Origin of the sequence: Phreatobacter sp. (assembly GCF_022843985.1) — a bacterium.
GTDB lineage: Bacteria > Pseudomonadota > Alphaproteobacteria > Rhizobiales > Phreatobacteraceae > Phreatobacter.
This window is the reverse complement of sequence record NZ_JALHMP010000023.1, coordinates 46,635-72,143: the sequence shown is the minus strand read 5'-3', so window position 1 is coordinate 72,143 and position 25,509 is coordinate 46,635. Positions and strand designations below refer to the sequence as shown.

Annotated in this window: 27 protein-coding genes and 1 tRNA gene; 6 read left to right on the top strand and 22 right to left on the bottom strand. The window is 66.8% G+C overall.

Annotation, left to right across the window (positions count from 1 at the left end; genetic code table 11):
• Nucleotides 1–495: SH3 domain-containing protein (locus tag Q0C57_RS15720; RefSeq protein WP_296577443.1), on the bottom strand; the 495-nt coding region annotated here is incomplete at its 3' end.
• Nucleotides 496–724: 229 nt separating this feature from the next.
• Between Q0C57_RS15720 and Q0C57_RS15715 the strand changes: the two genes are divergently transcribed.
• A complete protein-coding gene (locus tag Q0C57_RS15715) occupies nt 725–1,018 on the top strand; it encodes an HlyU family transcriptional regulator (protein WP_296577442.1) in 294 nt (97 codons plus the stop codon).
• 100 nt (nt 1,019–1,118) lie between these two features.
• Here the strand turns inward: Q0C57_RS15715 and rpsU are convergent, their stop codons facing one another.
• The 3 genes from rpsU to Q0C57_RS15700 form a co-directional block, all read right to left on the bottom strand.
• Nucleotides 1,119–1,424, bottom strand: a complete 306-nt coding sequence (gene rpsU, locus Q0C57_RS15710) for a 30S ribosomal protein S21 (RefSeq protein WP_296577440.1) — start codon at nt 1,422–1,424, stop codon at nt 1,119–1,121.
• 34 nt (nt 1,425–1,458) lie between these two features.
• Nucleotides 1,459–1,704 carry a hypothetical protein gene (locus Q0C57_RS15705; RefSeq protein WP_296577438.1) on the bottom strand — a complete coding sequence of 82 codons (246 nt, stop codon included), beginning with the start codon at nt 1,702–1,704 and terminating at the stop codon, nt 1,459–1,461.
• A gap of 201 nt (nt 1,705–1,905) precedes the next feature.
• A complete protein-coding gene (locus Q0C57_RS15700) occupies nt 1,906–2,118 on the bottom strand; it encodes a cold-shock protein (protein WP_106748984.1) in 213 nt (70 codons plus the stop codon).
• 361 nt (nt 2,119–2,479) lie between these two features.
• On the opposite strand from Q0C57_RS15700, the gene Q0C57_RS15695 reads away from it, so the two are divergent.
• Nucleotides 2,480–2,881 (top strand): acyl-CoA thioesterase, encoded by a 402-nt coding sequence (locus Q0C57_RS15695; protein WP_296577435.1) that lies wholly within the window; start codon nt 2,480–2,482, stop codon nt 2,879–2,881.
• 12 nt (nt 2,882–2,893) lie between these two features.
• Here the strand turns inward: Q0C57_RS15695 and Q0C57_RS15690 are convergent, their stop codons facing one another.
• Nucleotides 2,894–3,508, bottom strand: coding sequence for a TIGR02466 family protein (locus Q0C57_RS15690; RefSeq protein ID WP_296577433.1), 615 nt, complete (start codon nt 3,506–3,508; stop codon nt 2,894–2,896).
• 136 nt (nt 3,509–3,644) lie between these two features.
• Between Q0C57_RS15690 and Q0C57_RS15685 the strand changes: the two genes are divergently transcribed.
• Nucleotides 3,645–5,429: an ABC transporter ATP-binding protein gene (locus Q0C57_RS15685; protein ID WP_296577432.1), complete on the top strand. Its 1,785-nt coding sequence runs from the start codon at nt 3,645–3,647 to the stop codon at nt 5,427–5,429.
• 18 nt (nt 5,430–5,447) lie between these two features.
• Here Q0C57_RS15685 and Q0C57_RS15680 read toward each other — a convergent pair whose 3' ends face one another.
• Nucleotides 5,448–6,248 (bottom strand): SIMPL domain-containing protein, encoded by an 801-nt coding sequence (locus Q0C57_RS15680; RefSeq protein WP_296577430.1) that lies wholly within the window; start codon nt 6,246–6,248, stop codon nt 5,448–5,450.
• A gap of 76 nt (nt 6,249–6,324) precedes the next feature.
• Here Q0C57_RS15680 and Q0C57_RS15675 point away from each other — a divergent pair.
• A tRNA-Ile gene (locus Q0C57_RS15675) sits at nt 6,325–6,400 on the top strand.
• Between the two features lie 248 nt (nt 6,401–6,648).
• Complete coding sequence (locus Q0C57_RS15670) at nt 6,649–7,215, top strand: hypothetical protein (RefSeq protein ID WP_296577428.1); 567 nt, start codon at nt 6,649–6,651, stop codon at nt 7,213–7,215.
• 77 nt (nt 7,216–7,292) lie between these two features.
• Here the strand turns inward: Q0C57_RS15670 and Q0C57_RS15665 are convergent, their stop codons facing one another.
• On the bottom strand, nt 7,293–8,858 hold the full coding sequence (locus tag Q0C57_RS15665; protein ID WP_296577426.1) for a GMC family oxidoreductase: 1,566 nt from the start codon (nt 8,856–8,858) through the stop codon (nt 7,293–7,295).
• Between the two features lie 91 nt (nt 8,859–8,949).
• On the opposite strand from Q0C57_RS15665, the gene Q0C57_RS15660 reads away from it, so the two are divergent.
• Nucleotides 8,950–10,461, top strand: a complete 1,512-nt coding sequence (locus Q0C57_RS15660; protein ID WP_296577425.1) for an AAA family ATPase — start codon at nt 8,950–8,952, stop codon at nt 10,459–10,461.
• On the opposite strand, the gene Q0C57_RS15655 is transcribed toward Q0C57_RS15660, so the two are convergent.
• The 15 genes from Q0C57_RS15655 to Q0C57_RS15585 form a co-directional block, all read right to left on the bottom strand.
• Nucleotides 10,452–11,324 (bottom strand): ABC transporter permease, encoded by an 873-nt coding sequence (locus Q0C57_RS15655; RefSeq protein ID WP_296577423.1) that lies wholly within the window; start codon nt 11,322–11,324, stop codon nt 10,452–10,454. The two genes, Q0C57_RS15660 and Q0C57_RS15655, sit on opposite strands and share 10 nt — an antisense overlap.
• Nucleotides 11,325–11,342: 18 nt before the next feature.
• The gene (locus tag Q0C57_RS15650; protein ID WP_296577421.1) at nt 11,343–12,407 is read right to left on the bottom strand and encodes an extracellular solute-binding protein; all 1,065 of its coding nucleotides are present in this window, start codon (nt 12,405–12,407) and stop codon (nt 11,343–11,345) included.
• Nucleotides 12,408–12,458: 51 nt separating this feature from the next.
• Nucleotides 12,459–13,520 carry an ABC transporter ATP-binding protein gene (locus Q0C57_RS15645; RefSeq protein ID WP_296577419.1) on the bottom strand — a complete coding sequence of 354 codons (1,062 nt, stop codon included), beginning with the start codon at nt 13,518–13,520 and terminating at the stop codon, nt 12,459–12,461.
• 3 nt (nt 13,521–13,523) lie between these two features.
• Nucleotides 13,524–14,339, bottom strand: a complete 816-nt coding sequence (locus Q0C57_RS15640) for an ABC transporter permease (RefSeq protein WP_296577417.1) — start codon at nt 14,337–14,339, stop codon at nt 13,524–13,526.
• 29 nt (nt 14,340–14,368) lie between these two features.
• Nucleotides 14,369–15,607 (bottom strand): amidohydrolase family protein, encoded by a 1,239-nt coding sequence (locus Q0C57_RS15635; protein ID WP_296577415.1) that lies wholly within the window; start codon nt 15,605–15,607, stop codon nt 14,369–14,371.
• Between the two features lie 170 nt (nt 15,608–15,777).
• Entirely contained in the window at nt 15,778–16,173 is a 396-nt protein-coding gene (locus Q0C57_RS15630) for a RidA family protein (RefSeq protein WP_296577414.1), read from the bottom strand.
• A 66-nt stretch (nt 16,174–16,239) separates the two neighbouring features.
• Nucleotides 16,240–17,790 (bottom strand): AMP-binding protein, encoded by a 1,551-nt coding sequence (locus tag Q0C57_RS15625; protein ID WP_296577412.1) that lies wholly within the window; start codon nt 17,788–17,790, stop codon nt 16,240–16,242.
• Nucleotides 17,791–17,864: 74 nt separating this feature from the next.
• Nucleotides 17,865–19,094, bottom strand: coding sequence for an ABC transporter substrate-binding protein (locus Q0C57_RS15620; protein WP_296577410.1), 1,230 nt, complete (start codon nt 19,092–19,094; stop codon nt 17,865–17,867).
• A gap of 89 nt (nt 19,095–19,183) precedes the next feature.
• Nucleotides 19,184–20,233 carry a branched-chain amino acid ABC transporter permease gene (locus tag Q0C57_RS15615; protein ID WP_296577408.1) on the bottom strand — a complete coding sequence of 350 codons (1,050 nt, stop codon included), beginning with the start codon at nt 20,231–20,233 and terminating at the stop codon, nt 19,184–19,186.
• 2 nt (nt 20,234–20,235) lie between these two features.
• Nucleotides 20,236–21,141: a branched-chain amino acid ABC transporter permease gene (locus Q0C57_RS15610; protein WP_296577407.1), complete on the bottom strand. Its 906-nt coding sequence runs from the start codon at nt 21,139–21,141 to the stop codon at nt 20,236–20,238.
• 31 nt (nt 21,142–21,172) lie between these two features.
• Nucleotides 21,173–21,886 carry an ABC transporter ATP-binding protein gene (locus Q0C57_RS15605; RefSeq protein ID WP_296577404.1) on the bottom strand — a complete coding sequence of 238 codons (714 nt, stop codon included), beginning with the start codon at nt 21,884–21,886 and terminating at the stop codon, nt 21,173–21,175.
• Between the two features lie 3 nt (nt 21,887–21,889).
• A complete protein-coding gene (locus Q0C57_RS15600; protein WP_296577402.1) occupies nt 21,890–22,699 on the bottom strand; it encodes an ABC transporter ATP-binding protein in 810 nt (269 codons plus the stop codon).
• A gap of 299 nt (nt 22,700–22,998) precedes the next feature.
• Entirely contained in the window at nt 22,999–23,991 is a 993-nt protein-coding gene (locus tag Q0C57_RS15595) for a fumarylacetoacetate hydrolase family protein (RefSeq protein ID WP_296577400.1), read from the bottom strand.
• 6 nt (nt 23,992–23,997) lie between these two features.
• Nucleotides 23,998–24,774 carry a cyclase family protein gene (locus Q0C57_RS15590; RefSeq protein WP_296577398.1) on the bottom strand — a complete coding sequence of 259 codons (777 nt, stop codon included), beginning with the start codon at nt 24,772–24,774 and terminating at the stop codon, nt 23,998–24,000.
• Nucleotides 24,775–24,804: 30 nt separating this feature from the next.
• Nucleotides 24,805–25,482, bottom strand: coding sequence for a TetR/AcrR family transcriptional regulator (locus tag Q0C57_RS15585; RefSeq protein ID WP_296577395.1), 678 nt, complete (start codon nt 25,480–25,482; stop codon nt 24,805–24,807).
• Between the last annotated feature and the right edge of the window lie 27 nt (nt 25,483–25,509).

Here is a 25,509-nt window from a genome sequence, read left to right as displayed (position 1 = left end):
ACCGCCGCCGCCGTGCCAGCCTGGGCCGTGGCCAGGACGGCCACCGCCGCCGCCGTGCCAGCCGGGGCGCGGCCCGAAGCCCGGGCGATCATAGCGATAGGGCGGACGCCAGCCGGGCCGATAGGACGGGTAGAAGGGCGGGTCGGCGTAGAAGGGCGGCTCGACATAGATGCGCGGCCGGACATAGACGGGCGGTTCGACATAAATCCGGCGCGGAGGCGCGACGACGACGCTATCCTCGTCGAGGAGGTTTCGCGACACGAAGCCGGTGATGCCGCGATAGACGACGCGGCACCAGGCGCCGCTGCAACTGGTGATGTCGACGCCGGCGCCGGCGGGCAGGGTGGTCACGCGCGGAAACTGCGTTCCGGGGCCGGCGCGCAGATTGACGGCGCCGGTGGTGACGGCGTCCTGCGCCAGGGCCGCGCCGACGGTGAAGGTGGAGATGATGAGCGATCCGGCCAGCGGCAGGAGCCGTCCCAAGTCGAAAGCCATGGTGGCAGTACCTTTCTCACGCGTCCCTTTGCGGCGGCATGCGTGAACGGGAGTCTCAACGCGGGCGCACCCTGCTCACGGGGCCATGAACCTGTCATGAACCGGCTGTCCGTGCGAATGTTCCAAGATGTCGCGGGGCGGTTTCTCCGGGCGGGCAGGCCGTTTCCCTGCCGTCGGAGACGCGGTATCAAGTGCTTCGGGCGACAGGCCCAGACAGGCGAGATGCACCATGTCCTTTCTCAAGTCATTGTTCGGTTGGGGCAAGGCCGACGCCACGGAAACCGAAGGCACGGCGAGCGCACCCGCCGTCGAGCACAAGGGCTTCGCCATCACGGCCGCCCCGTTCCGTAACGAGGGCCAGTTCCAGACGGCCGGCACCATCACCAAGATGGTCGATGGCGCGATGAAGGAGCACAAGTTCATTCGTGCCGACCGGCATGCCTCGCTGGAGGATGCGGTGACCTTCTCGATCGCCAAGGGCCGGCAGATCGTCGATGAGCGGGGCGAGCGGCTGTTCACCTGATCGGGGTGCGGGGCAGGTCCACCGCCGCGTCACGAAAAAAGGGCCCGCGCGGGCCCTTTGTCGTCACGGTTGGTCCGGAGGGCCGGGGGCGCGCCGCGCTTCAGCGCGTGCCGTTATCGGCAGCCGGCGGAGCTGCCAGCGGGCCTGATCCGGCGCCGAACTTCGGCTTGCGGTCGGGACGCGGCTTCGGCTTGGGGGCGGCGATGAGGCCATCACGCTGGGCCTGCTTGCGGGCAGCCTTGCGGGCCCGTCGAATGGCCTCGGCCTTCTCGCGGTTCTTCCGCTCCGACGGCTTCTCGAACGATTTCCGCTGCTTCATTTCGCGGAAAATGCCCTCGCGCTGCATCTTTTTCTTCAGAACGCGCAAAGCCTGGTCGACATTGTTGTCGCGGACGAGAACCTGCATATCTTCTCCGGGTCGGATCGTTGGTTGAAAGGGCTCAGGCCGTCTTGGCCGGAGCATCCTTCTTGCGCCACAGCTGGAAGCCGAATTCGGCAATGCCGTTCTCGATGGCTTCGCGCTTCAGGCCATGGGGTGGTTTCTGGTCACCGCGGATCACGCCGATACTGGTCCACGGGGCGAATTTGTCGGGCAGCTTGCCGCCCGTATGGTCGGAGGCGAAGCCATAGAGCTTCTCGTTGCTTCCCGACTTGAACATGAAGAGTCTCGGGCGTTCGGAATTCATGACACGTCCTCGATCGCCGCGGCGCCGACGAGAATGCCGGCCAAGAAACGGGTACGGAGCCGCGCGATCCGGGGAACGGTGCGGCTCCGCATTTTCAAACAGTCAACGGGTCCTGCCGGGCGCCATGGCACCCGCGGGTTGATTCTCGCTTGGGGGCGCCGCCGAGATGTCCACGGCGACGCGCACGAGCGATGCGAGAAATCAGTCGACAGCCTTCAGGTTGTCGGCCGACGACTTGCCCGAGCGGCGGTCGGCGACGACTTCGAAGGAAATCTTCTGGCCTTCGTTGAGGCCGTAGAGGCCAGCGCGCTCGACGGCGCTGATGTGGACGAACACGTCAGTGCCGCCACCGTCCGGCTGAATGAAGCCGAAGCCCTTCTGGGAGTTGAACCATTTCACGGTTCCGGTCTGCATGGGGTATCCTTTCGCGAAGCGAGCAGAGATCGACGACTCGCGTCACGCACGAGTAGTTCGGGTCACGTTTTCGAAGATTTTTTGTCAGCGATGCGCCGAATTGTCGGCGCGGGGCCAAAAAAGAACGGCCGAAACGTCGGCATGAGATACGCCGTTCGGTGGGCAATTGCAACAAGGAACTTTGTCGCGGGCTTCTGCGGCGCCGCGAGTGCGACCAGAACAGCGGAATTGCTCGGCTTTCCTTTGAGCCTGGTGACCGATTTCCTCGGCTGCTCCTGGTCGTGCCGATCGCTCCGCTGGAGTTGTGCCACCCGGCGAAGGCTGGCTCAATGGATCTCGGTCCCTTCAGACGGAATCATCCATGCCTCGTCAACTCCGGTCGATCGAAGCCACGCCGCGCGGCCAGCTGACGGTGCGCATCAGTGCCATGCCCGCCGACACCAATGCCAATGGCGACATTTTCGGCGGCTGGGTGATGGCGCGGATGGACCAGGCCGGCGGCATCGCCGGTGTCGAGCGGGCGCAGGGGCGTGTGGTGACGATCGCCGTCGAGGCCATGACCTTCATCCGCCCGGTGCGCGTCGGCGACGTGCTGGAGGTCTATACGGAGGTGTTTCATGTCGGCCGGACCTCGATGAATATCCATGTCGAGGCCTGGGCGCAGCGCTTCCGCACGACGGAGCGGGAGAAGGTCACCGAGGCGACCTTCGCCTTCGTCGCGATTGACGAGGAGGGTCGTCCGCGGCCGGTGCCAGAGGCCTGAGGCCCGGGACGGTCAGCCCCACCGATAGTTGAAGCTGACGGAGATGCGCTCCTCGGCGCTGTGGTTCACCGGCACCTCGTGGCGCACGAAGCTCTCCCAGAGCAGCACGTCGCCGGGCGACGTCGCCACGGAGACGAAGGTCTTGAGCTCACGGGGCGCGGCGCTTTTGCGCGGCGGATGGGCCATCATGCGGCCGCTGCGGGGATCCTCGAGCTTCAGTGCCGCCGCGCCTTTCGGCATGGCGATGTAGAGCGTGCCCGAGATGACGCTGTGCGGGTGGATGTGGGAGGCGTGGGCGCCGCCCTCGGGCAGGACGTTCACCCAGAGCGAATCGAGCACGAGCTTGCGGCCGCCGAGGTCGAGGGCAAGGTCCCTGGCGAAGGCGGCGACATGCCGGTCGAGCTGGCGCGCCAGCGCCTTGAAGATGGGGAAACGCCAGGGCAGGTCGTTCAGCGAGGCGTAGCTCGTATAGCCGGGATAGCCGTTCTTGCGGCACCAGCGGATGCCGGCGGCATCGTCCACCGCCAGAGAGCGGCAGGCCTGGTCGATCTCGTCCAGCAGACCGTCCTCGGGGCCGATCTCTCCGCGGTAGAGCCGTGTGACGAAGAGGTTTTCGATGGTCGCCATGGGGCTGTCTTGGCATTGAAGGCGGCCCCTCGCAAGCCGCCGCCTGCCCTGACTGGCCAACTGCCGGGCGCTTGCCTTGGTCTCGCCCCCGAAACCTGTTATTGGACCGACAAGAACGCTGCGAGTCGCGCGCACCATGAGGCCTTTCCGCCTGTTTTCGACATTCCAGTCCCAGCGCGGCCAGACGCTGAAACGCCTCGTGGGGGAGAGTCTGCGGGCCTATGCGCCGCGCTATGCGCTGGCCTTCGTGTTCATGGCCATCGTCGCGGCCTGCACGGCTTTCAGCGCCTGGATCATGCGGGACCTGATCAACGGCGTGTTCCAGAACCGCGACTTCACCCTCGCGGTGTGGTTCGGCGTGACGGTCTTCTCGATCTTCCTGGTCAAGGGCCTGGCGTCCTATGCCTCCAACGTCATCCTGTCGCGCATCGGCAATGCCATCGTCGCGGCGCAGCAGACGCGCATCTTTAACCACCTGCTCTCCCAGGGCGTCGACTTCTACCAGCAGCACGCCTCCGCCGACCTCGTGACGCGGGTGACGCACAATGCCCAGGCGGCGCGGGACGTGCTGCAGAACATCGTCACGACTGTCGGTCGCGATCTGCTGACGGTTGCCGGCCTCCTGGTCGTGATGATCATCACCGACCCGCTGATGTTCATCGTCTCCGGCGCCGTCATGCCGGTGGCGGTCTATGGCGTGAACCGGCTGCGCCGGCGGGTGCGACGGCTGGCGCAGAGCGAGTTCACCTCGCTCTCCTCCATGGTCGGTGTCGTCCAGGAGACCGTCCAGGGCGTGCGTATCGTCAAGTCCTTCGGCATGGAGGACCGGATGCAGGCGCGCATGGACGAGACCATTGCGGCCGTGCGCCAGCGCGCCGACAAGATCGCGACGCTCGGCGCGCGCACGGCGCCGCTGATGGAAACGCTCGGCGGTCTGGCCATTTCGGCGGCCATCATCTACGGCGCCTGGCGCGTCATCCACCAGGGCGTCGATGCCGGTGCCTTTTTCGCCTTCGTGACGGCGCTGCTGCTCGCCTATGACCCGGCCAAGCGCCTCGCCCGGCTCGGCGTCGAGGTGGAGAAGGGACTGGTCGGCGTCCGGCTGATGTACGAACTCCTCGACACCGAGCCGACGCTGAAGGAAAAGCCGGCGGCCCCGCCGCTCGCCATCAGCGACGGCGCTGTCGTCTTCGACCGGGTCACCTTCGGCTATCACGCGGAAGAGCCGGTGCTGCGCGACCTGTCCTTCGTCGCCATGGGGGGCAAGACGACGGCGCTGGTGGGTCCCTCCGGCGGCGGCAAGTCGACCATCATCTCCCTCGTCCAGCGCTTCTTCGACGTGCGCGGCGGTGCCATCACCGTCGACGGCCAGGATGTGCGCGACGTCACCTTCGCCTCGCTGCGCGGCGCCATGGCCTTCGTCAGCCAGGACGTCTTCCTGTTCCAGGGCACGGTGCGCGAGAACATCGCGGTCGGCCGTCCCGGCGCCACGGAAGCCGAGATCCATGCTGCGGCGAAGGCCGCCCATGCCCATGACTTCATCCTCGGCCTCCCGGAGGGCTACCAGACCCTGATCGGTGAACACGGGCAGGGCCTGTCAGGCGGCCAGCGCCAGCGCGTCGCCATCGCCCGCGCCATCCTCAAGGATGCGCCGATCATGCTGCTGGACGAGGCGACCTCGGCCCTCGATTCGGAAAGTGAGTTCGAGGTGCAGCGGGCGCTCGACCAGTTGCTCAGCGGCCGCACCTCGATCGTCATCGCCCACCGTCTCTCGACCATCATGCGTGCCGACAAGATCCTGGTGATCGAGGGCGGACGCGTGGCCGAGTCCGGCACCCATGCCGAACTCATCGCGCGCAACGGTCTCTATGCCCATTACGTCGCGATCCAGTTCGGCGAGCGCGACGACGCGGCCGAATAGGCCGCACCGCTTCCGGCCTCAGTCAACCAGTTCCCACACCACCGCGACGGACAGGCGGAAGGTCTGGTCGCCCCGCGCCACGGGCGTCGGCGCGGCGGCCGACAGGGCACGCGCCGACGTGGCGCGCTCCATCGGCGGCGGCACCGGCCCGCCGCGCTCGGTGATCGAGATGACCTTGCCGAGCCGCGCTCCGGCGGCGGCGGCGAGCGCCTCCGCCTTGCGGCGGGCATCGGCGACGGCCGCGACGCGGGCCTCGTCCATCTTCGCCGATATGTCGGAGACGGTGAGCTCCAGCCCGTCGATCTGGTTGGCGCCGGCGGCCACCATGCGGTCGAGCACGTCGCCGAGCGTGGCGAGGTCGCGGATGCGCACCTCGAGCCGGTGGCCGGCGGTGTAGCCGGTGACGCGGGGACGGTTGCCCTGCGCATAGTCGACGACCGGCCGGAGGGTGAGGGCGGAGGTCGTGACGTCGCGCTCGGCGATGCCTGCCTGCTTCAGCGCCTGCTGGACCTGACGCATGGCGGCGGAATTGCCCTCCATGGCCTCGCGGGCGGTGCGGGCCTGGACCTGCGTCCCGCTGCCGATCACCGCCTCGTTGGGGGCGGCGCTGGCCGTGCCCTCGCCCTGGATGGCAATCTGACGCTGGAGTGGCGCGGCGGGCTGGGCGAGGGCAGGCGCTGCGGCGGCGAAGGCGGCAAGCGCGACGGCGGCGAGGGACAGGCGGCGGGAGGGGCCGGACAGGCTGCGGGCAGAGAGGCGCATGGCGATCCTGAGGGTTGCGCGCGGCCGATGATTGACGCCGCGGGACGAGGATGCCATCACCGTTTCGTGCCGCCCCGAGGGTTTCTTTGCAGCCTTTTCGCGGCACGCCGCGCGCCAGAGGCGCCCGGCCGGTGGGCCTGTAGCTCAATGGTTAGAGCCGGCGGCTCATAACCGCTTGGTTGGGGGTTCGAGTCCCTCCGGGCCCACCATTTTTGTCGCCTCTCAACGGGATATCGGGCTGTTGGATGCGGACATTCAGAGCACCCGAGCGTCATTCGCCGTCTTCGATATGAGGGATTGGACCTAACCTATGCGATCACCAGCGGCAAGAGGACGGCGGCGAAAGGGATGATCGTTCCGTCCCTGGGCTCGATTATACTTAGGAGCCTGATCGATTCGGGGTATAACGCCAGCCGTAACATGAGTAACGTGTCCGCAGAAGCGAGAAGGGCGAGGCATGTTTATTCTAGAAAATAAGGATGGGGAGGCCATTCTTGCTGAACTCGCGGTGGCGACCGACCGCTCGGCTGCGATACTTGGCGCTTCTATTGTAGACGTCGAGCTCACAGCAATGATCCGCCGATTCTTGCGGGATGATCCGAAGCTTTTTGCCGAGGCAATAAATGGGAATGGCTTTTTAAGCAGCTTTAGTGCGCGCATAAATATCGCGTATATGATAAATATCTATGGGAATACAGCCTACGCGGATCTCAATTTAATCCGCAAGGTGCGAAATGATTTCGCCCATGATCTCCGCAAGGGTGACTTTGAGGAGGGATCAATCCGCGGCCGTTGTGCCGCTTTGAAAGCACCGGATGACTATACATTTGAGTACGGGGGCGACCTAAAGCACGCCGATGGGCGGCCTCAAGTTGCAATCAAGGGGCTCGCGGGTGCATTGACGACACCACGCGGCAGGTACCTAGTCGCCTGCGAAGTGTACGGGGCGGTATTTCGCCACTGGAATCCACTGGTCGCGAAATTTTTCGAGGCACCGCCGTCGATTGGCAAGGGCGAAAGGTAGCTGGCTCGATAGGGATTTGCTGTCGGCACCCGCCCATACCCCGCCGGGCTGTCGCGTTAACTCCAACCCCTCCACCCCTACCGTCCCGCCCTCATCCTTCTCGCCGCCATCTCGCCGATCATCACACAGGTGAAGTGCAGGTTGGCGCGGCAGTCGGTGGGCATGATGGCGGCGTCGGCGACCCGCAGGCCGTCGAGGCCATGGACCTTGAGGTCGGGATCGACCACGGCGGCGGGGTCGCCGGCGGGTCCCATGCGGCAGGTGCCGGCTGCGTGCTGGATGTCGGAGGCCTCTGCCAGCATCAGCGCGTCGAGCTCGGCGTCGGGGAGGGCGGCGGCCGCGGCGAAGGCCATCCCGCTCTCGCCGAAGGTGATGGCGGAGGCGATGCCGGCGACGGCGGGATGGGCCGTGAGGGCGGCGAGCCGGCGGATGCCGTCGCGCATGCGCAGCCGGTCGCGTTCGTCGTCCAGCATGTTCTCCTCGACCACGGGGTTGGCGTCGGGGTCGGCAGAGACGAGGCGCACCTCGCCGCGGGAGAAGGCGTCGTAGAGGGCGATGCCGATGGCGCCCTGGGGGGCGGGGCGACCGTCGCCGAGGCCGCGGTGGTTGAAGCCGATCAGGATCATGTCGCGCTCGCCGCCACCGGCGAGACCGGAGGAATAGGTGACGCAGCAATTGGTGTGGCGGGCATCGGGGTGCTGCGCTGCCGCCGCGGGGGTGAGGGCGAGGCTGGCGCGCAGGATCGGATGGTCCATGAAGCCGCGCCCGACCGGGAGATCGGCGAGGACGGCGATGCCGAGGGCGGCGAGGTCGCCCGCCGGCCCGATGCCGGAGCGCATGAGGATGGCGGGGCTGTGGATGGCGCCCGCCGACAGCACCACCTCGTGCGCCATGATGTCTTCGCTCGAGCCGTCGTCGAAACGGACGCGCACGCCGGTGGCGCGGCGGCCGTCGAACAGCACGCGGTCGACCAGCGCGCCGCCGCGGATCATGAGGTTCGGGCGGCCGCGGGCAGGCTCGAGATAGCCGTCATTGGTGGTGACGCGCCGGCCGTCGCGGCTGTTGATCGGGTAGCAGGAGACGCCCTCGCCTGCGGGGGCGTTGAGGTCATCCTTCCAGGGATGGCCACCCGCGAGGGCGGCGGCGCGCAGCGCCCGGTCGACGCTGCCCCACTCCTCGAAGGGGGTGCGGTGGACGGGGAGCGGCCCGCCGCGGCGGGCGCCGGGGCCCGTGCCGGTGACGGGGTCGTCCTCGATGGCGTCGAAGAGCGGCATGACGTCCGCCGCCGACCAGCCGGTGCAGCCGAGCGCCGCCCAGGTGTCGAAGGCCTCCGGCACGCCGCGGATGGCGATCTGCGCATTGACCGTGGAACTGCCGCCCATGGCCTTGCCGCGCCAGTAGAATTTCGGCTCCTGGGCGCGCGTGCGGCGGGTCATGAGGCCCGGCCATTGCCATTCCGCCTGGTGTCGCGGGTCGTGCATGAAGGGGATGATGTTGGCGCTGCGCAGGGCATGCGGCGCCTCGGCCGTCCGCCAGTCGCGGCCGGCCTCAAGCAGCAGGACGCGCCGGGCCGGGTCCTCCGAAAGCCGTGCCGCGAGGGCGGCGCCCGCCGACCCCGCACCCACCACGATGACGTCGACCATGCTGTGACCTCCACCTGATCCTCGTCATAGAGCCTCGCCGTCATCTCGGCTATCGAGGGAGACGCGGGGCGGGGCTTCGGAGGCAGCGGGCATGATGGACAAGGGCGCGATGGCGGGAGGCGATGCGACTGCAGAGGTCCTCGCCTTCCTGTCCCGCTCGGCCGGTACCGGGGCGGTGCAGGTGACGACACATATCTCGCACGTGGTGATCGGCCGGGACGTGGTCTTCAAGCTGAAGAAGCCGGTGCGGCTGCCCTATCTCGACTTCTCGACGCCCGAGCGGCGGCTCGCCTTCTGCGCCCGCGAGGTCGCGCTCAACCGGCGCACGGACCCCGAAGGGCTGATCTACCTGGGCGTCAGCCGCATCACCCGCGCGGCCGATGGCGGCCTCGCCTTCGATGGCCCGGGCGTGCTGGTGGATGCGGTGGTGCGCATGCGCCCCTTCGACCAGGCGGGCCTGCTCGACCGGCTGGCGGGCGAGGGGCTGCTCACGGTCGCCCTCGTGGAGGATCTCGCCGCCGGAATCGCCGCGCTGCACGGCTCCGCGGCGGTGTCCTCCGACCGCGACGGCGCCCGGCGTATGGGGCGCGTGCTCGACGTCAATGCCGCCGCCTTCTTCGCCAGCGGCCTGATGGACCAGGACGCCGCCGAGGCCTTCGACCGGCAGTTCCGGACGGCGCTGTCCCGGCACGCGGCCCTCCTCGACAGCCGCGCCGCGGCGGGCCTCGTCCGGCGCTGCCATGGCGACCTGCACCTGCGCAACATCTGCCTGATCGACGGGCGCCCGGTGATCTTCGACTGCCTTGAGTTCGACGAGGATCTCGCCACCACCGACGTGCTCTACGATCTCGCCTTCCTGATCATGGATCTCTGGCACCTGGAGCAGAGGGCGGCGGCAAACCGGCTGATGAACCGCTATTGCGATGCGACCGGTGAGGCCGCAGGCCTGGCCCTGATCCCCTTCCTCGTGGCCGTCAGGGCGGCGGTGCGGGCCCATGTGACGGCTTCGGCGGGCGATGCCGCGGAGGCGGCGAGCTATCTGGCGCTCGCCCGCGCCGCGCTGGCTCCCGGTCCGGCGGTCCTCGTCGGCATCGGCGGCCTCAGCGGATCCGGCAAGTCGACGCTGGCGGCACTGGTGGCGCCCTGGATCGGCCCGCTGCCAGGCGCCCGCATCCTTGCGAGCGACCGGCTGCGCAAGGCGCGGTTCGGCGTGGCGGCGACGGAGCGGCTCGCCCCCGAGGCCTATCGGCCGGAGGTCTCCACCGCCGTCTACGCAGAGATGCGGGGGGCCGCGGCAGCCGTACTCGCCGCCGGCCTTGCCGTCGTCGCCGATGCCGTCCATGCCCGCCCGGGCGAACGCGAGGTGCTAGCGGCGGTGGCGCAGGCCGCAGGCTGCGTCTTCACCGGCATCTGGCTCGACGTGCCGCCCGAGCGGCTGAAGGCGCGGGTGGCGGCGCGCCGCGGCGATCCCTCCGACGCGACGGTCGCGACCGTCGAGGCGCAGCTCGGCTACGACCTCGGGGCCGTCGGCTGGCACAGGTTCGATGCGGCGCGGCCGCAGGATGAACTGGCGGCAGCAATCGTGACCCTGGCTCAGGCGTAGCGGCGGCGGATCAAGAGGCTGGACGCGACGGTGAGGATGAGCGTCGCCGTCATCAGGATGAAGGAGACCGCGCCGCCGAAGGGCCAGTTGTTCTGCTGGGCGAAGGTGGAGAAGACCAGCGGTCCCATGGTCTGGAATTTCGGGCCGCCGAGCAGGACGGGCGTGGCATAGGCGTTCATCGCCAGGATGAAGGTGAGGATCACGCCGGCGAGGATGCCGGGGAGGGCGAGCGGGAAGAGCACCCGCGTCGCCATGGTCATGGGCGGGGCGCCGAGCGAGAAGGCGGCTTCCTCGACATTGCGGTCAATGCCCTCGATGACGCTCTGCAGGGTCAGCACCATGAAGGGCAGGTTGACCGCGATGATGCCGATGACCACGGCGAGCTCGGTATACATGATCTCGATGGGCTGGGAGATCACTCCCATCGCCATCAGCGTCGAGTTCACGAAGCCCTTGGAGCCGAAGGCCACCATCCAGCCGGCGGCGCGGACGGCATTGCCGACGAAGAGCGGCAGGACGATCGCCATGACCAGCAGGTTCTTGTAGGGCGACTGCGTCCGCGCCAGCACATAGGCCAGCGGGAAGCCGAAGAGCAAGCAGAAGACTGTGCAGGCGATGGCGACCCGTACCGTGCGCCAGAGCACCTGCAGGTAGAACGGGTCGGTGAAGAACTTGACGTAATTGTCGATGGTCAGGGCGTCGACCATCAACTGGCCCGGCACGAAGGCGTTCAGGCTGTAGCGGAAGAGGATCGCGATCGGCACCAGGAGGCCGATCGCGACGAAGATGGTGGCGGGCACGAGGAGGCCCGCCGCCGTGAGATTGCCGGGCTCGCCGACCGGACGCGATGAAACTGTCGCCATGGCGAGCCGTGCCTCCGATCAGGCCTTGAAGACCTTGTCCCACCACTCCTTCATCGCCGCGTCGTTCTTGGCGAGGAATTCGTAGTTGAGGTCGCGCATCTTCTTGTTCTCCTCCTCGGTGAAGCCGATACGCTTCTGCAGATCGGGAGCGACAACGGCGTTGGTCACCGTCGGGCCGAAGCCCATGTCGATGGCGAAGTTCTCCTGGGCGGCCTTTTCCAGCATGGCGTCCATGTAGGCATAGGCGCCAGCCTTGTTCGGGGCGTTCTTCGGGATCATGAAGCCGGAGACATAGGCCAGGGTTCCCTCGCTGGGCGCCGCCGCCTCGACGGTGATGCCGGCATTCTGCCACTGCACCGCACGGGCCTTCCACATCATGCCGATGGAGATCTCCTCGGTCTTGAGCGCCTGGGCGAAGGCCTCGTTGGTCGGATAGATGCGGGCCCCACCACGCTTGGCGGCGAGGAGAAGCTCCTTGCCCTTTTCCAGCGCGGTCATGTCACCGGCGGCGGCGAGGCCGGCGGCGAGCATCACGAACTGGTACTGGATGTCGATGAAGCCGAGCTTGTTGCCGTATTTCGGATCGAAGCAATCCTTGTAGGCGGTCGGCGCCGGGGTCACCATCTTGGGATTGTAGACGATGACCTTGCCCGAAATGATGTGGCCGACGCCGTAAGGATACCTGGCGATCGGAATGAGGTTTCCGGCATTCTTCAGCCTGGAGTAATCGATCGGGTCGGCGACGCCGGCCGCGTTCATCTCGAACATCTGTGCGGCGGAGAGGCCCTGGATGTCCGTCGTGCCGCGCGGCAGGCGGCGCTCGGCCACCATCTTGGCGCGGCGCGGAGCGTCGGAGGCCTGGTCCTGGATGACCTCGAAGCCCTTCGACTTGAGGAAGGGTTCCTCGACGTTCTTGGCGAGGAGCCGCGCATAGTCGCCGCCCCAGGTGCCGACGACGATGCGGCCGGCGGCCTGTGCCGAGGTCGGGGTGGAGACGGCGCCCGGCAGGAGGCTGCCGGCGGCGGCAAGGCCGAGGCCCTTCAGCGTGGTGCGGCGGTCAATGCCTTTGGTAAACTTTGACATGTCGACTTCTCCCTTCTGGATTTCCCAGTTGGCGGCGGTGTGCCGCGTGGTTCAGGCAGCCTCGCGCGGAAAGACGAGGCAGGCCGAGGCCGGCCAGCCGACCTCGATCGTGTCGCCGACGGCCGGCACATGGCCGTCGGAGCGGTTGGGAATCTGGACGACGACATGGTCGGTGTCATTGAGGCGCACATGTACGTCCAGCAAGGCGCCAAGATAGGAGACGAATGTCACCATTCCCGTCGCGTGGTTGGCGAGGCCCTGCGCCGCTGCACCGAGTGTCAGGCGCTCCGGCCTCAGGGCAATGGTGGCGGGGCCCGCGGCCGCCGACGGCTGGCAGGACAGCGACAGGCCGCCGTCGGAGCGGAAGGCGCCGGGCGCCGTGACGGCGCCGGAGATCATGGTCGAGCGGCCGACGAAATCGGCGACGAAGAGGTCGGCGGGGCGCTCGTAGAGATCGGACTGGGTCCCGACCTGGCGCACGGCGCCGTCCGACATGACGACGAGGCGGTCGGCCATGGTGAGCGCCTCCTCCTGGTCGTGCGTAACCATGACCGTGGTCAGCCCGAGTTGCTGCTGCAGCGCGCGGATCTCCAGACGCACCTCGAGACGGAGCTTGGCGTCAAGGTTGGAGAGCGGCTCGTCGAGCAGGAGCACGTCGGGCCGGATGACGAGGGCGCGGGCCAGCGCCACGCGCTGCTGCTGCCCGCCGGAGAGCTGGCGCGGATAGCGCTCGCCATAACCTTCGAGGCGGACGAGGCGCAGCGCCTCGGCAACACGGCTCGTGATCTCGGCCCGATCGACCTTGCGCATGTCGAGGCCGAAGCCGACGTTCTCATTGACGGTCATGTGCGGGAACAACGCATAGCTCTGGAACACGAGCCCGGCATTGCGTTTCCAAGGCGGCAGGGTGGTGATGTCCTTGTCGCCGATCCGCATCGACCCGCCGCTCGGTGGCACGAAACCGGCGATCATCCGCAGGGTCGTGGTCTTGCCGCAGCCGGACGGGCCGAGCAGGACCAGGAATTCGCCGTCCCGGATGTCGAGCGAGACCGATTTGACGACGACATTGTCGCCATAGCGCTTGGTCAGGGCGTCGAGTGTGAGGGAGGCCATGGATCAGACGACTCGGGCAAGCTTGACGTAGCGGTCGGTGATGATCATGGCGACCGCGATGAGCAGGATCTGCAGGACGGAGACGGCGGCGACCGTCGGGTCGATCTTCCATTCCAGATACTGGAGAATGGCGATCGGCAGGGTGACGCGCCCGGGGCCGACGAGGAAGAGGCTCATCTCCAGATTGCCGAAGGAGGTGACGAAGCCGAACAGGGCACCTGCCACGACGCCTGGCCGGATGGCCGGCAGGGTGACCCGGAAGAAGGTGGTCCACTGGTTGGCGCCGAGGCTCTGGGCGGCCTCTTCAGCGGCCCGATCGAGGCCGGTCAGGCTTGCGGTGACGAGCCGCACCGTCCAGGGAATGACCAGCAGGGTGTGACCGGCGACAAGGCCGCCAAGTGAGCCGAGAATGGGCAGGCCAGTGGCAATCTCGGTCTCGATCTGGAAGACATAGATCGAGGTGCCCATGACGACGCCCGGCACCACCAGCGGCAAGAGCAGGAACTGGTTGAGCACGGCGCTGCCGGCGAATTGCCGGCGGGCGAGAATAAGGCTCGCCGGAACCGCGATCAGCAGCCCGATCAGCGTCGCCGCAACGGCCACCTGCAGGCTCGTGGTGAAGCCGGTGACGAAGTTGCGATTGCCGGCGATGGCGCCGAACCATTTCAGCGAATAGCCCTCCGGCGGAAAGGAGGGGATCTCCTGGGCGAAGAAGGCGAGCCAGGTGACGAAGACCAGCGGCATCAGGATGAAGGCGAGCGTGAGCCAGGCGACTCCGTAGAGTGCCACCCGCCCCAGCAGCCGCCCGTCCGCCATCATGCCGCCTGCTCCGTCATCATGCCCGCCGTTCAGGAGAGCTGGTTCTTGTGCATCCGCCCGCCCTGCATGATCAGGGCCAGATGCGCGCCCTGCCTGGTGAGCAGCGACAGGTCCTTCAGCGGGTTGCCGTCGACGAGTACGGCGTCTGCATAGGCGCCGGCCCGCAGCGTGCCGATCTTGCCTTCGCGCCGGCACAGTTTGGCGGCGTGCATGGTGGTCGAGCGGATCACCTCGATCGCCGGCAGGACGCGGCCGCGGATGACGAATTCCTCGGACTGGTGGCGGTGCATCTCGCCGAGGAGATCAGAACCATAGGCCATGGTGAGCTTGGCCTTGTGCATGATCTCGAGCGACTTCATCCCGGCGACCTTCACCGTGTCGACCTTGCTGACGGAGATCGGATCGAGACCGAGAGCCGGGCCCTCGACCCCGAGATATTCATAGGTGACCAGAGTCGGGCAGGCGATGGCGCCATTTTCGGCAGCGAACTTCGCGGTCTTGGACTGGATCAGGTTGCAATGTTCGAGGCTGTGGACACCGCACTCGACGGCCCGGCGGATGGCCTCGTCGGTGTAGAGGTGGGCGGCGACATAGGTGCCGGCATTGCTCGCCTCCTCGACCGCCGCGAGGATCTCGTCGCGTGAATAGCCAAGGAAGTGGATCGGGTCATTCGGCGAGGCGACGCCGCCATTGGCCATGATCTTGATGAAATGGGCGCCCTGCTTGATCTCCTCGCGGCAGGCCTGGCGCACGGCGTCGACGCCGTCGGCGAGGCGGCCGAGGGAGCCGAGGGTGCGCGTCCAGGTCTCGGGGTCGCGACGGTCGTAGCGCGAGCGCGAGTCGCCGTGGCCCCCGGTCTGCGACAGGGCCTTGCCGGGAATGATGAGTCGGGGTGCCTCGATCAGGCCCTGCTCCTGGGCCTCGACCAGGGGATAGGTGGCGCCGCCGAGGTCGCGGACCGTGGTGAATCCGCGGTCGAGCATGCCCTTCATGATGCGGGCGGCGCGATAGGCGATCAGGGCGTCAGGCACCAGTGCGTTCTGCCCGATATTGACCATGGTGGCGATGACATGGACGTGGCAGTCGATGAGGCCGGGCATCATGGTGCGCTTGCCGCAGTTCACGACATCGGCCTTGGAGGCCTTGATCGGCTTGTCGGAGAGTTCCTTGACCTTGTCGCCCTCGACGAGCATCTCGTAGCCCTCGACGAGGTCGTCGGCGATCGCTGGATCGAGAAGGCGGAAGTTGCGGAACAAGGTCAGGCTCATGGTGCGGTCCTCACGCGGCGGTCGGTTCGTGGGCCGTACCAGTCCGCAGGTGCAATCTCTGCTGCCTGCGGCGGGATCGACCGGCTTATCCTAGTTTCAGCCAGTGCCGCAGCACCAGCATTCTCTCGGGACGCATCGGCGCATATTTTATACACCGATGCAAGATGGCGTCACGGAATGACCGCAACGCATTCGATCTCGATGTTGAACGGCGCTGGCCAGGGATTGATGCCGGCGCTGGTGCGGGCCGGGAATCCCGCGGGAAAGCGCTCGCGATAGATCGCATTGACCGTGCCCATCAGGGCGGGGTCGGTGATAAAGACCGTGGTCTTCACCGCTAGGGCGAGGGAGGAGCCGGCAAAGGCGAGGGTGGCCTCGAGGGCATCGAGCGCGGCATGCGTCTGGGTGGCGATATCACCCTGGACGATGTCGCCGGTCCGGATGTCGACGGGCGGCATGCCGCAGGTGAAGAGCAGGTCCCCGGCGCGCACCAGGGCGGAGGTCGGGGCGCCGAGGCGGCGGATCGCCTCGGAAATGACGGGGACCTCGATGACCTGACGCTGCATGGCAATTGTCCGAACCCTGGAACAGGCAGAGAAGCCCCGGCCGGCTCTCTTGGCAAGCGCAACGGTTCAGATGATGCGCACCTTGCGGTCGCCCCAGTAGCGGTCACGCAACGCCTTCTTGTAGAGCTTGCCCGTCGGCAGCCGCGGCAGCGCATCCATGAAATCGATGGAGCGCGGGCATTTCTGCGCCGAGAGGTGGTCGCGGCAGAAGCCCATGAGCTCGGCGGCGAGCGTCTCGCCGGGCTCGTGGCCTGGCATCGGCTGGATCACCGCCTTCACCTCCTCGCCGAAATCCTCGTTGGGCACGCCGAAGACGGCGGCATCGGCGACCTTGGGATGGGTGATGAGCAGGTTCTCGCATTCCTGCGGATAGATGTTCACTCCGCCCGAAATGATCATGAAGGTCGAGCGGTCGGTGAGGTAGAGATACCCCTCGTCGTCGACATAGCCGACGTCCCCGACGGTGGACATGGTGCCGTCGGGCGAGCGCGAGGCGGCGGTGCGCCCGGGATCGTTGAAATAGACGAAGGGATTGGCCGTCTTGAACCAGATCTCGCCCGGCTCGCCCTTCGGCGCCGGGTTCATGTCGGCATCGAGGATGTGGAGGTCGCCGAGGAGCACTTTGCCGACCGTGCCGCGATGGCTCAGCCATTGGGCGCTGTCACAGGCGGTGAAGCCCATGGCCTCGGTCGCCCCGTAATATTCGTGGATGATCGGCCCCCACCAGCCGATCATCTCCTCCTTCACCTGCGGCGGGCAGGGAGCGGCGGCATGAACGGCGATCTCCAGCGAGGAGAGATCGTAGCGGGCGCGCACCGCGATCGGCAGTTTCAGCATGCGCGAGAACATGGTTGGCACGAGCTGGCTGTGCGTGACGCGGTATTTCTCGACCAGCGCCAGATAGGCCTCCGGATCGAAATGTTCCATGACGATGACCGTACCGCCGCGGCGGATGGCGAGGCCGACGGCAGCCTGGGGCGCGGAGTGATAAAGCGGGGCCGGCGACAGGTAGATCATGCCGTCGCGGTAGCGCCAGAGCTTGTCGAGGAAGGTGTAGAGCGGCAGCGGTTCGGAGGGCAGGTTCTCGGGCAGCGGGCGCAGGATGCCCTTGGGCCGGCCGGTGGTGCCGGAGGAGTAGAGCATGGGCGTTCCGAGCCATTCGTCGGCGATCGGCGTTGCGGGATGATGCGCCACGGCGCTGGCGAAGTCGGAATGGGCCTTATCCGCGGGGTCGCCGTCGACGATGAGGCAGAGCGTCACGTTCGGACACTGTTTCAGCGCCTGCAGCGCGACGTCCTTCTTGGCGCGGGAGGTGATCAGCAGCTTCGATTCGCTGTTGTTCAGGATGTAGGCGAGTTCGTCTGCCAGCAGGTAGGAATTGATACAGGTGTAATAGAGACCGGCCCTTTCGCCCGCACTGCAGGCCTCAAGATAGCGGGCGTTGTTCTCCATGAAGATGGCGTAGTGGTCGAGGCGCTGCAGGCCGTGGGCGCGGAACAGATGGGCGAGGCGGTTGGCCCGCTCCTCGAACGCGCGGTAGGTGACGCTCTCGCCGGAGCCGGCCATGACGAAGGCGGCGCGCTCCGGGTGGGCCTTGGCATGATGCCCGGGATACATCTGTTCGCTCTCTGGCAGGGGGCTGATCGACGGGGGAAGAGGCGGCGCGGTGACCCGCGCCGCCAGGTCTCTCCTCAGGAGGTGCTCTCGTTGGACAGCACGCTGCCGAAGAGCTCGAAGCTCTCGCCCTTGACCCGGGCGAGCTGCACCGACTGGATCGGATAGAAGTCGGTCGGGCTGGTGTTGACCTTGATGCCGGGCAGCAGCAGCGGCGATTCGAAAGCCCTGAGGTTGGCGGCTTCCTTCATGACGTTCTCGCGCGTCAGGTTGTCGCCGGCCTGCTTCAGCGTCTGCAGCAGCGTATGGGCGACGGAGAATCCGAAGTTGTGGCCATCGTCGCGGATGTCGGCATTGGGCATGTACTTGGCCATGAAGGCCTTCCAGGCGACGACATCAGGCGAGTTCGCCCATTGCGGGTCATTGGCGTCCTTGCGGTAGAGAGCGACCATGATGCCCTGGGCATTGTCGATGCCGGCCGGCTTGAGGACCGAGCCGAAGGACGAGGAGACGTTGTTGAGATAGTGGACCGGCTTCCAGGCGATTTCGGCAGCCTTCTTGATCGCCTGCGCCGCGAATTTCGGCGTGGTGATGTTGAAGAACACGTCGGCGCCGGAATTCTTCAGCTGGATCATCTGGCTGTCGATGGTCGGGTCGGTGACCTCATAGGTCGAGAGCTGGACGATCCGTCGCTCGTTGGCGGGGCCGAGGCCCTGCTTGAAGCCGTTGAAGTAGTCCTTCCCGTAGTCGTCGTTCTGCATCAGAACGCCGATCTTGGCGTCGGGCTTGGTCGACAGGATGTGCTTGGCATAGATGGCGCCCTCGGTGACATAGTCCGGCTGCCAGCCCATGGTCCAGGGGAACTGGCGCGGATTGCCCCATTTGGAGGCGCCGGTGGCGACGAAGAGCTGGGGCACCTTGCGCTGGTTGAGATAGCGCTGGATCGCCGTGTTGGAGGGGGTGCCGAGCGGGTTGAAGACGAGCAGGACCTTGTCCTCTTCGACCAGCTTGCGGACCATCTCCACCGCTTTTGGCGGCGAATAGCCGTCGTCATAGGTGATGAAGGTGACCTTGCGGCCGTTGAGGCCGCCGGCGTCGTTGACCATCTTCATGACGGCTTCGGAGGTGCGGCCGATGACGCCATAGGCGGACGCATTGCCCGAATAGGGCATGATGTTGCCGATCTTGATCTCGCGATCATTGGCGCCCTCGTCGTAGCGTTTCTGGGCGATGGCGGGGGCGAAAACCGGCGTGACGGCGAGGGCGCCGAGGCCGGCGATGACCGTTCTGCGTTTCAACTCAGTCATGGGTTAGTCCTCCGGTGATTGCGCGGTCTTCTGGGCCGCTTGGCTTGGACAGCGTCTGCGAATGCACTGCGGTGGGATCAGGGCGGGGGTCACCCGCCCTTGTGTCGTCTGAGCCGCGCCCACAGGGCAGCGAGGCCTCCGGCAATGCCGCCGGGCATGACGTAGATCAGGACGATGAGGGTGATGCCGTAGAGCGTCCACGGCTGCAGCTCGAGCGGCAGGTGGATGGCCTGCGTCAGCTTCTTCGTCATGGCATCGGCATATTTTTCGATGAACTGGACGAAGATCCCGCCGATGACGGCTCCGGGAAGGGAGGCGACGCCGCCCACCACCGCGCCGACGAGGATGGCGATGGACAGTTCGAAGCGGAAACTGTCGGGCGACACGAACTCGAAGATGATGGCGTGCAGGGCGCCGGCGACGCCGACATAGAGGGCCGAGATGCCGAAGACCGTCGCCTTGTAGCGCGACGTGTCGATGCCCATCGTGCCGGCGGCGAGCGTATGGTCGCGGATCGCCACCATGGCCCGGCCGGGCCGCGAGTTCAGCAGGTTGCGGGCCATCCAGAACATGGCGACGGCGACGACCAGCACCACCAGATACATCCACTGGTCGCCCGACAATGGCAGCCCGAAAGGCGCGTCCGGCTTCAGCAGGTTGATGCCCATGACGCCGTTGGTCAGCGGCTCGAGGTGCTTGTATTTCAGCATCTGCGGCACGGCGATGGCGAGGCCGAAGGTCGCCAGCGCCAGATAATGGCCCTCGAGCCTGAGGGCCGGCAGGCCGAAGAGATAGCCGATCACGAAACAGATCAGCGCCGCCGCGGGCAGGGTCAGCCAGTAATTGACGCCGTAATGCTCGATCAGGATCGCCGCCGTATAGGCCCCGACGGCAAAGAAGGCGCCGTGGCCGAGGGAGATCTGGCCGTTGAAGCCGGTCAGCAGGTTCAGGCCGAGCACGGCGATCGCATAGACGATCATCAGACTGAGCTGCAGGAAGGTGAAGTTCGAGATGAAGCCGGACTTGCCGACCAGGAAGGGCAGGGCGGCGGCAACCAGCAGGAGACCGATGAGCAGGGTGCGCGTCAGGTTGCGGGAGGTCTCCGCGGCGACGGGCGCGGCCGTGGTGATGGCGGTCATGGCTACACCCTCCTGACGGTGGTGCGGCCGAACAGGCCGGCTGGCTTCAGGGTGAGGATGGTGATGACGATGATCAGCGCCACCGTGAGCTTCTCGCCATTGCCGACGATGTAGATGCCGAAGGTCTTCTCGGTGAGGTTGCCGAAATAGGCGACGAGGTTTTCGAGTACGCCGACAAGGAACCCGCCGAAGACCGCGCCGGCCGGATTGGAGATGCCGCCGACCAGCGCGCCGGCGAAGCCGTAGAGCAGGATGGAGGCCATCATGTTGGGCTCGAGATAGACGACCGGGGCGACCATGGCGCCGGCCACGGCGCCGACCGCCGCGGCCAGGCCCCAGCCCAGCGCCAGCATCCAGTCCACCTTGACGCCGACGAGCCGGGCCGAGACCGGGTTCTGCGCCGCCGCGCGCATGGCAAGGCCGAGGGGCGTGAAGCGGAAGAAGGCGAAGAGGGCGAAGAGCATCAGCAGCGAGACGAGGATCATCCCGATCTGGTGGGCGCCGATATAGCCGGAACCGGCAAAGGTCACGTTCGGGAAGGGCGAGGGGAAGTTCTTGATCGTGTGGCTCCAGATGCCGCCGGCCAGGGAATGGAAGATGGCCAGGAGGCCGATGAAGACGACGACGATGGAGAGCACCGAGGCATTGTGCAGCGGCCGCAGGATGACGCGTTCGATGGCGACGCCAAGCAGGAAGGAGAAGAGGATGGTGAAGCCGAGGGCCGGCCAGAACGGGAAGCCCCACTGGATGAACTGCCAGCAGATATAGGTCGAGAACATCGCCATCTCGCCCTGGGCGAAGTTCAGGTGATCCGTCGCAGTGAAGATCATCACCAGGGCCAGGGCGACGAGCGCGTAGATGGCGCCTGATGCGAGCCCCGATGCGATCTGCTGGATCAACTGTTCCATGCGTCGTCCTCTGTGCCTTCCAGCGCCTGGCTCAGTAGCCGAGATAGGATTTGCGGATGCCCTCGTCGTTCTTCAGTTCGGCCGAGGGTCCCGCCATCACGACAGTGCCGGTTTCCAGCACGTAGGCGTTCTCGGCGAGGTTCAGCGCCAGTGCCGCGTTCTGCTCGACGAGCAGCATGGAGACGCCGGCCTCCTCGTTGATCCGCCGCATGATCTGGAAGATTTCCTGGACGATGAGCGGGGCGAGGCCGAAGGAGGGTTCGTCCAGCAGCATCAGGCGCGGGCCCAGCATCAGGGCGCGGGAGATGGCGAGCATCTGCTGCTCGCCCCCCGACAGGGTGCCGGCCTGCTGGGCGATGCGTTCCTTCAGGCGGGGAAAGTAAGTGAAGACGAGGTCGAGATCGCGCCTGACCCCGGACTTGTCGCGCCGGCCGTAGCTGGCAATCTTGAGGTTTTCCTCGACGGACAGGCCGACGAAGGTGCCGCGCCCCTCGGGGACATGGGCGACGCCGAGGCGGGTGATGTCCTCGGTCGCCATCTTGTCGATGGGGCGGCCGTCGAAGACGATGCTCCCCTCGCGGCGGACGAGACCGCTGATCGCCCGCAGCGTCGTCGTCTTGCCGGCGCCATTGGCGCCGAGCAGGGTGGTGATGCCGCCCTGAGCGATAGAAAAGCTCAGCCCGTGCAGGGCTTCCGTCGCTCCGTAGTAGGCCCTGAGGCTGCTGATCTCGAGGAGGGGTGCCATGGGTCAGGCCCCCGTGCCGAGATAGGCGCGGATGACCTCGGGATCGCGCTGCACCTCGGCCGGCGTCCCGTCGGCGATCTTCTTGCCGAAGTCGATGGCCACCACCTTGTCGGAGACCGACATGACCAGGCTCATGTGATGCTCGACCAGCAGCGTGGTGACCTTCTGGATCTCGACGACGCGGCGGATCTGTTGCTTGAGGACCTCGATCTCCTCGTGGTTGAGGCCGGCGGCCGGTTCATCGAGGAGCAGAAGCTTGGGCCTAGCCGCGAGAGCGCGTGCGAGTTCGACGCGCTTGCGGATGGGAAAGGGCAAGGGGCCGGCCGGCAAGGCGGCGAAGGGCTCGAGGCCCATGAAGGCGACCAGTTCACGGGCGCGGTCCTCGATCGCCTTCTCCTCGGCCGCGACGCCGCTTACCCGCAACACGGAGCGCAGGAAGCCCGCATGGGTCTGGCTGTGGCAACCGACCTTGACGTTGTCGAGCACCGACATTCGGTCGAACAGCGCCACATTCTGGAAGGTGCGTCCCATGCCGATCGCTGCGATGGCGTGGCGCGGGGACTTCATGATCGAACGCCCCTGGAAGAGGATGTCGCCCTCGTTGGGGATGTAGAGGCGGCTCAGGCAGTTGAAGAGCGTCGTCTTGCCGGCGCCGTTCGGGCCGATGAGACCGACCACATGGCCGGCCTCCACGTCGAACGAGATGCCGTTCAGGGCGATGATGCCGCCGAAGCGGACGGAAATGTCACGGACGGCCAGAAGTGGCGTCCTGATGGAATCCGGATGGGCGTCGGCAAAGCCAACGGATGTCATGGGCCGCGATCCTCCCTGGAAGCCCTGCGCTTTTTGCGCTGCCGTTTTCGGCGGGACCCTGATCGTCGAAGCCAGTGTGGTCAGATATGCGCCGGGGCTGCAATGCCTGGCGCGGCACTTTGTCGCCTTACCTTGACGCAAAATGCAGCATTGCATTGCAAGGCAACGTAATGCCGCATCTGCAAAAACCTGAAAAATCATTCCGCTAGAGGACACCCAACGATCGGGGCGAGACGTCGACCTCTTCCCAAAGACGGAGGCGAATCCGCGGTGCGGCACAGGCCGAAGGTGGTCCGGCCTCAGCCGTCGGCGGCGAGAATCCGGTTGCGCAGGGTGCCGAGCCCTGCCACCGACAGTTCGATGACATCACCGTCGGCAAGGAACCGATCGTGTTCGAGGCCGCAGCCGCCGTTCACCGTTCCCGAGCCGAAGACCTCGCCCGGCCGCAGCGTTTCCGAGCGCGAGACATAGGTGATCATGTCCTCGAAGGAATGCAGCATCCCGGCCGTGCTGCTGTCGGTCCAGAGGGCACCGTTCACCCGCGCTGTGGCGGCGAGGCTGTAGGGGTCGGCGACCTCGTCGGCAGTGAGGATATAGGGGCCGAGGGCGTTGCCGGCGTCGAAGCTCTTGCCTTTGGCGGGGCCGAGCATGCCGGCCATTTCGGCGAGCTGCGCGTCGCGGGCCGAGAAGTCGTTGAAGATCGTGTAGCCGAAAATGTGCCCGCTGGCTTCGGCGACCGGGATATTGGAGCCACCGCCCCACAGGATCGCCGCGAATTCCAGCTCGTAGTCCATGAGCGTCGAATAGTCTGGCCAGTGGATGTCGGTGTCCGGGCCGACGATCGAGAACCGGTTGGTGAAATAATAGATCGGCCGCTCGCGATAGACCTTCGGCACCTCCGCATCGGGCTTCAGCGCCTTTGCGGCGGCCTCGTCGCCCCTCGCGCGCGCGATGATGCGGCGCATTCCCACCGGCGCGTCGAGAATGTGGCGGGGGAAGACGGAGAAGTCGCGCACCTGCGGCGGCACGGGGACCGGCGCCAGCAGGCGCACCCGCGACAGCGGCCGGGCGATGTCCTCGTCGATCTTGTGTGTCGCGGCGAGATGGCGCGCCTTGTCGAGAGCGCGCGGCCCCGCCTCGATCAGCGCCAGCATGGAGCGGAAGGCGGTGGCCGGGACGTGGTCGCGGTGGGCTGCCGTGGCGAGGTCGAGCACGTGCTCGTCGCCCTCGGGCCCGATGATGGCGCCGAGGCGTTCGCGGCCATGGGAACCGACGAAGGTGACGAGCTTCATGGGGTTTCAGTCCTCGAAGATGGCGACGGCCCGGCAGAATCCGGCCGAAGCCTTGTGGATCTTGAACGGGAAGCAGGCGATGGTGAAGCCGGTCGCCGGCAGACGATCGAGATTGGTCATCTTCTCGATATGGCCGTAGGCACGCACCATGCCGGCCCGGTGGCCTTCCCAGATGAGGCCGGCATCGCCCGTCTCGGCATATTTGCGCGCCGTGTGGACGAAGGGCGCGTCCCAGCTCCAGGCGTCGGTGCCGGTGATCCTGACGCCGCGTTCGGTCAGCCAGAGCGTCGCCTCGCGGCCCATGCCGCAGCCGCGGCCGACATAGTCCGGCTCGCCGTAGCGGGCGCCTGCGGCGGTGTTCACCACCACGATGTCGAGGGGCTGCAGCGTCACGCCGGTGCGGGTCAGTTCCTGTTCGACATCGTCGGCACTGGCCACATAGCCGTCGGGAAAGTGGCGGAAGTCGAGCTTCACGCCGCGCTGGAAACACCAGTCCAACGGCATTTCGTCGATGGTCCAGGCGGGTTTGCCACCGTCGGTGGTGGAGTGGAAATGGTAGGGTGCGTCGAGATGGGTGCCGTTATGTGTGGAGACGTTCAACTGCTCGACCGCCCAGCCTTCGCCGTCCGGCAGGTCGTCCCGGGTCAGGCCGGGAAAGAAGGGCAGGATCTGCGCGACCGACTGCCTGTGGTCGATATAGGTGATGGCAGGCAGGGCCGAGGGCGGGTCGGAGGCGATATCGGCGCGCAGGGCCACCGAGAGGTCGATGATGCGGCGGGGCAAGGTGAAATTCCTCCAGGGCTGGTCGTTCGGTCAATGGGAGTGGCCGTGCTCTGCGGCGGTGTCGGCTGCAAGGGCGCGCAGGCCCGCCGCGGCGAAGATGACGGCCCGCGCCAGCATGGCGTCGCTGTCGACGTCGCTGGCTGCGCCCGCCGACAGGCGGTCGGCGCGCCCGGTCGGCGCCATCTGGGTCAGGGCGGCGCCGACGATGAAGAGATAGCCCCAGGTGGCATTGGCGCGGTCGAGACCGGGCAGGGCGCCCATCAGCGCATCGATGAATCGTTCCGCCATGGGGTCGTAGCTGCGGGCGACGAGGCCCTTCTGCCACTCGCCCTCGGCCGTGCTGACCGCGAGGATGAGGCTGGCGAACCGTCCTCCGCCACCGCTCGGATCATGCCCGGCCTCGATGGTCGGGCGCAGCAGGGCCTCGACGATGTCCTCGACGCTCGGGCGCCCGCGTGCCGACATCACATCGAGGCGGGCGAGACGAATCCGGTTGATGGCGCCCGAGCGGCGCAGGAACATGGCCTCGAACAGGCCTTCCTTCGTCCTGTAATGGTAGTGGAGCAGCGCCTGGGCGACGCCAGCCGCCTCGGCGATGGCTCGCATCGAGGCGCCCTCGAAGCCGCGGGCCGCGAACAGGGTCTCGGCGGCGTCGAGGATCTCCTCCTTGGTCGTCACCTTGCCGGCCCCGATGGCGCGCGCGGCCATGTGCCCTCCCGCTGATCGCGCGATCAG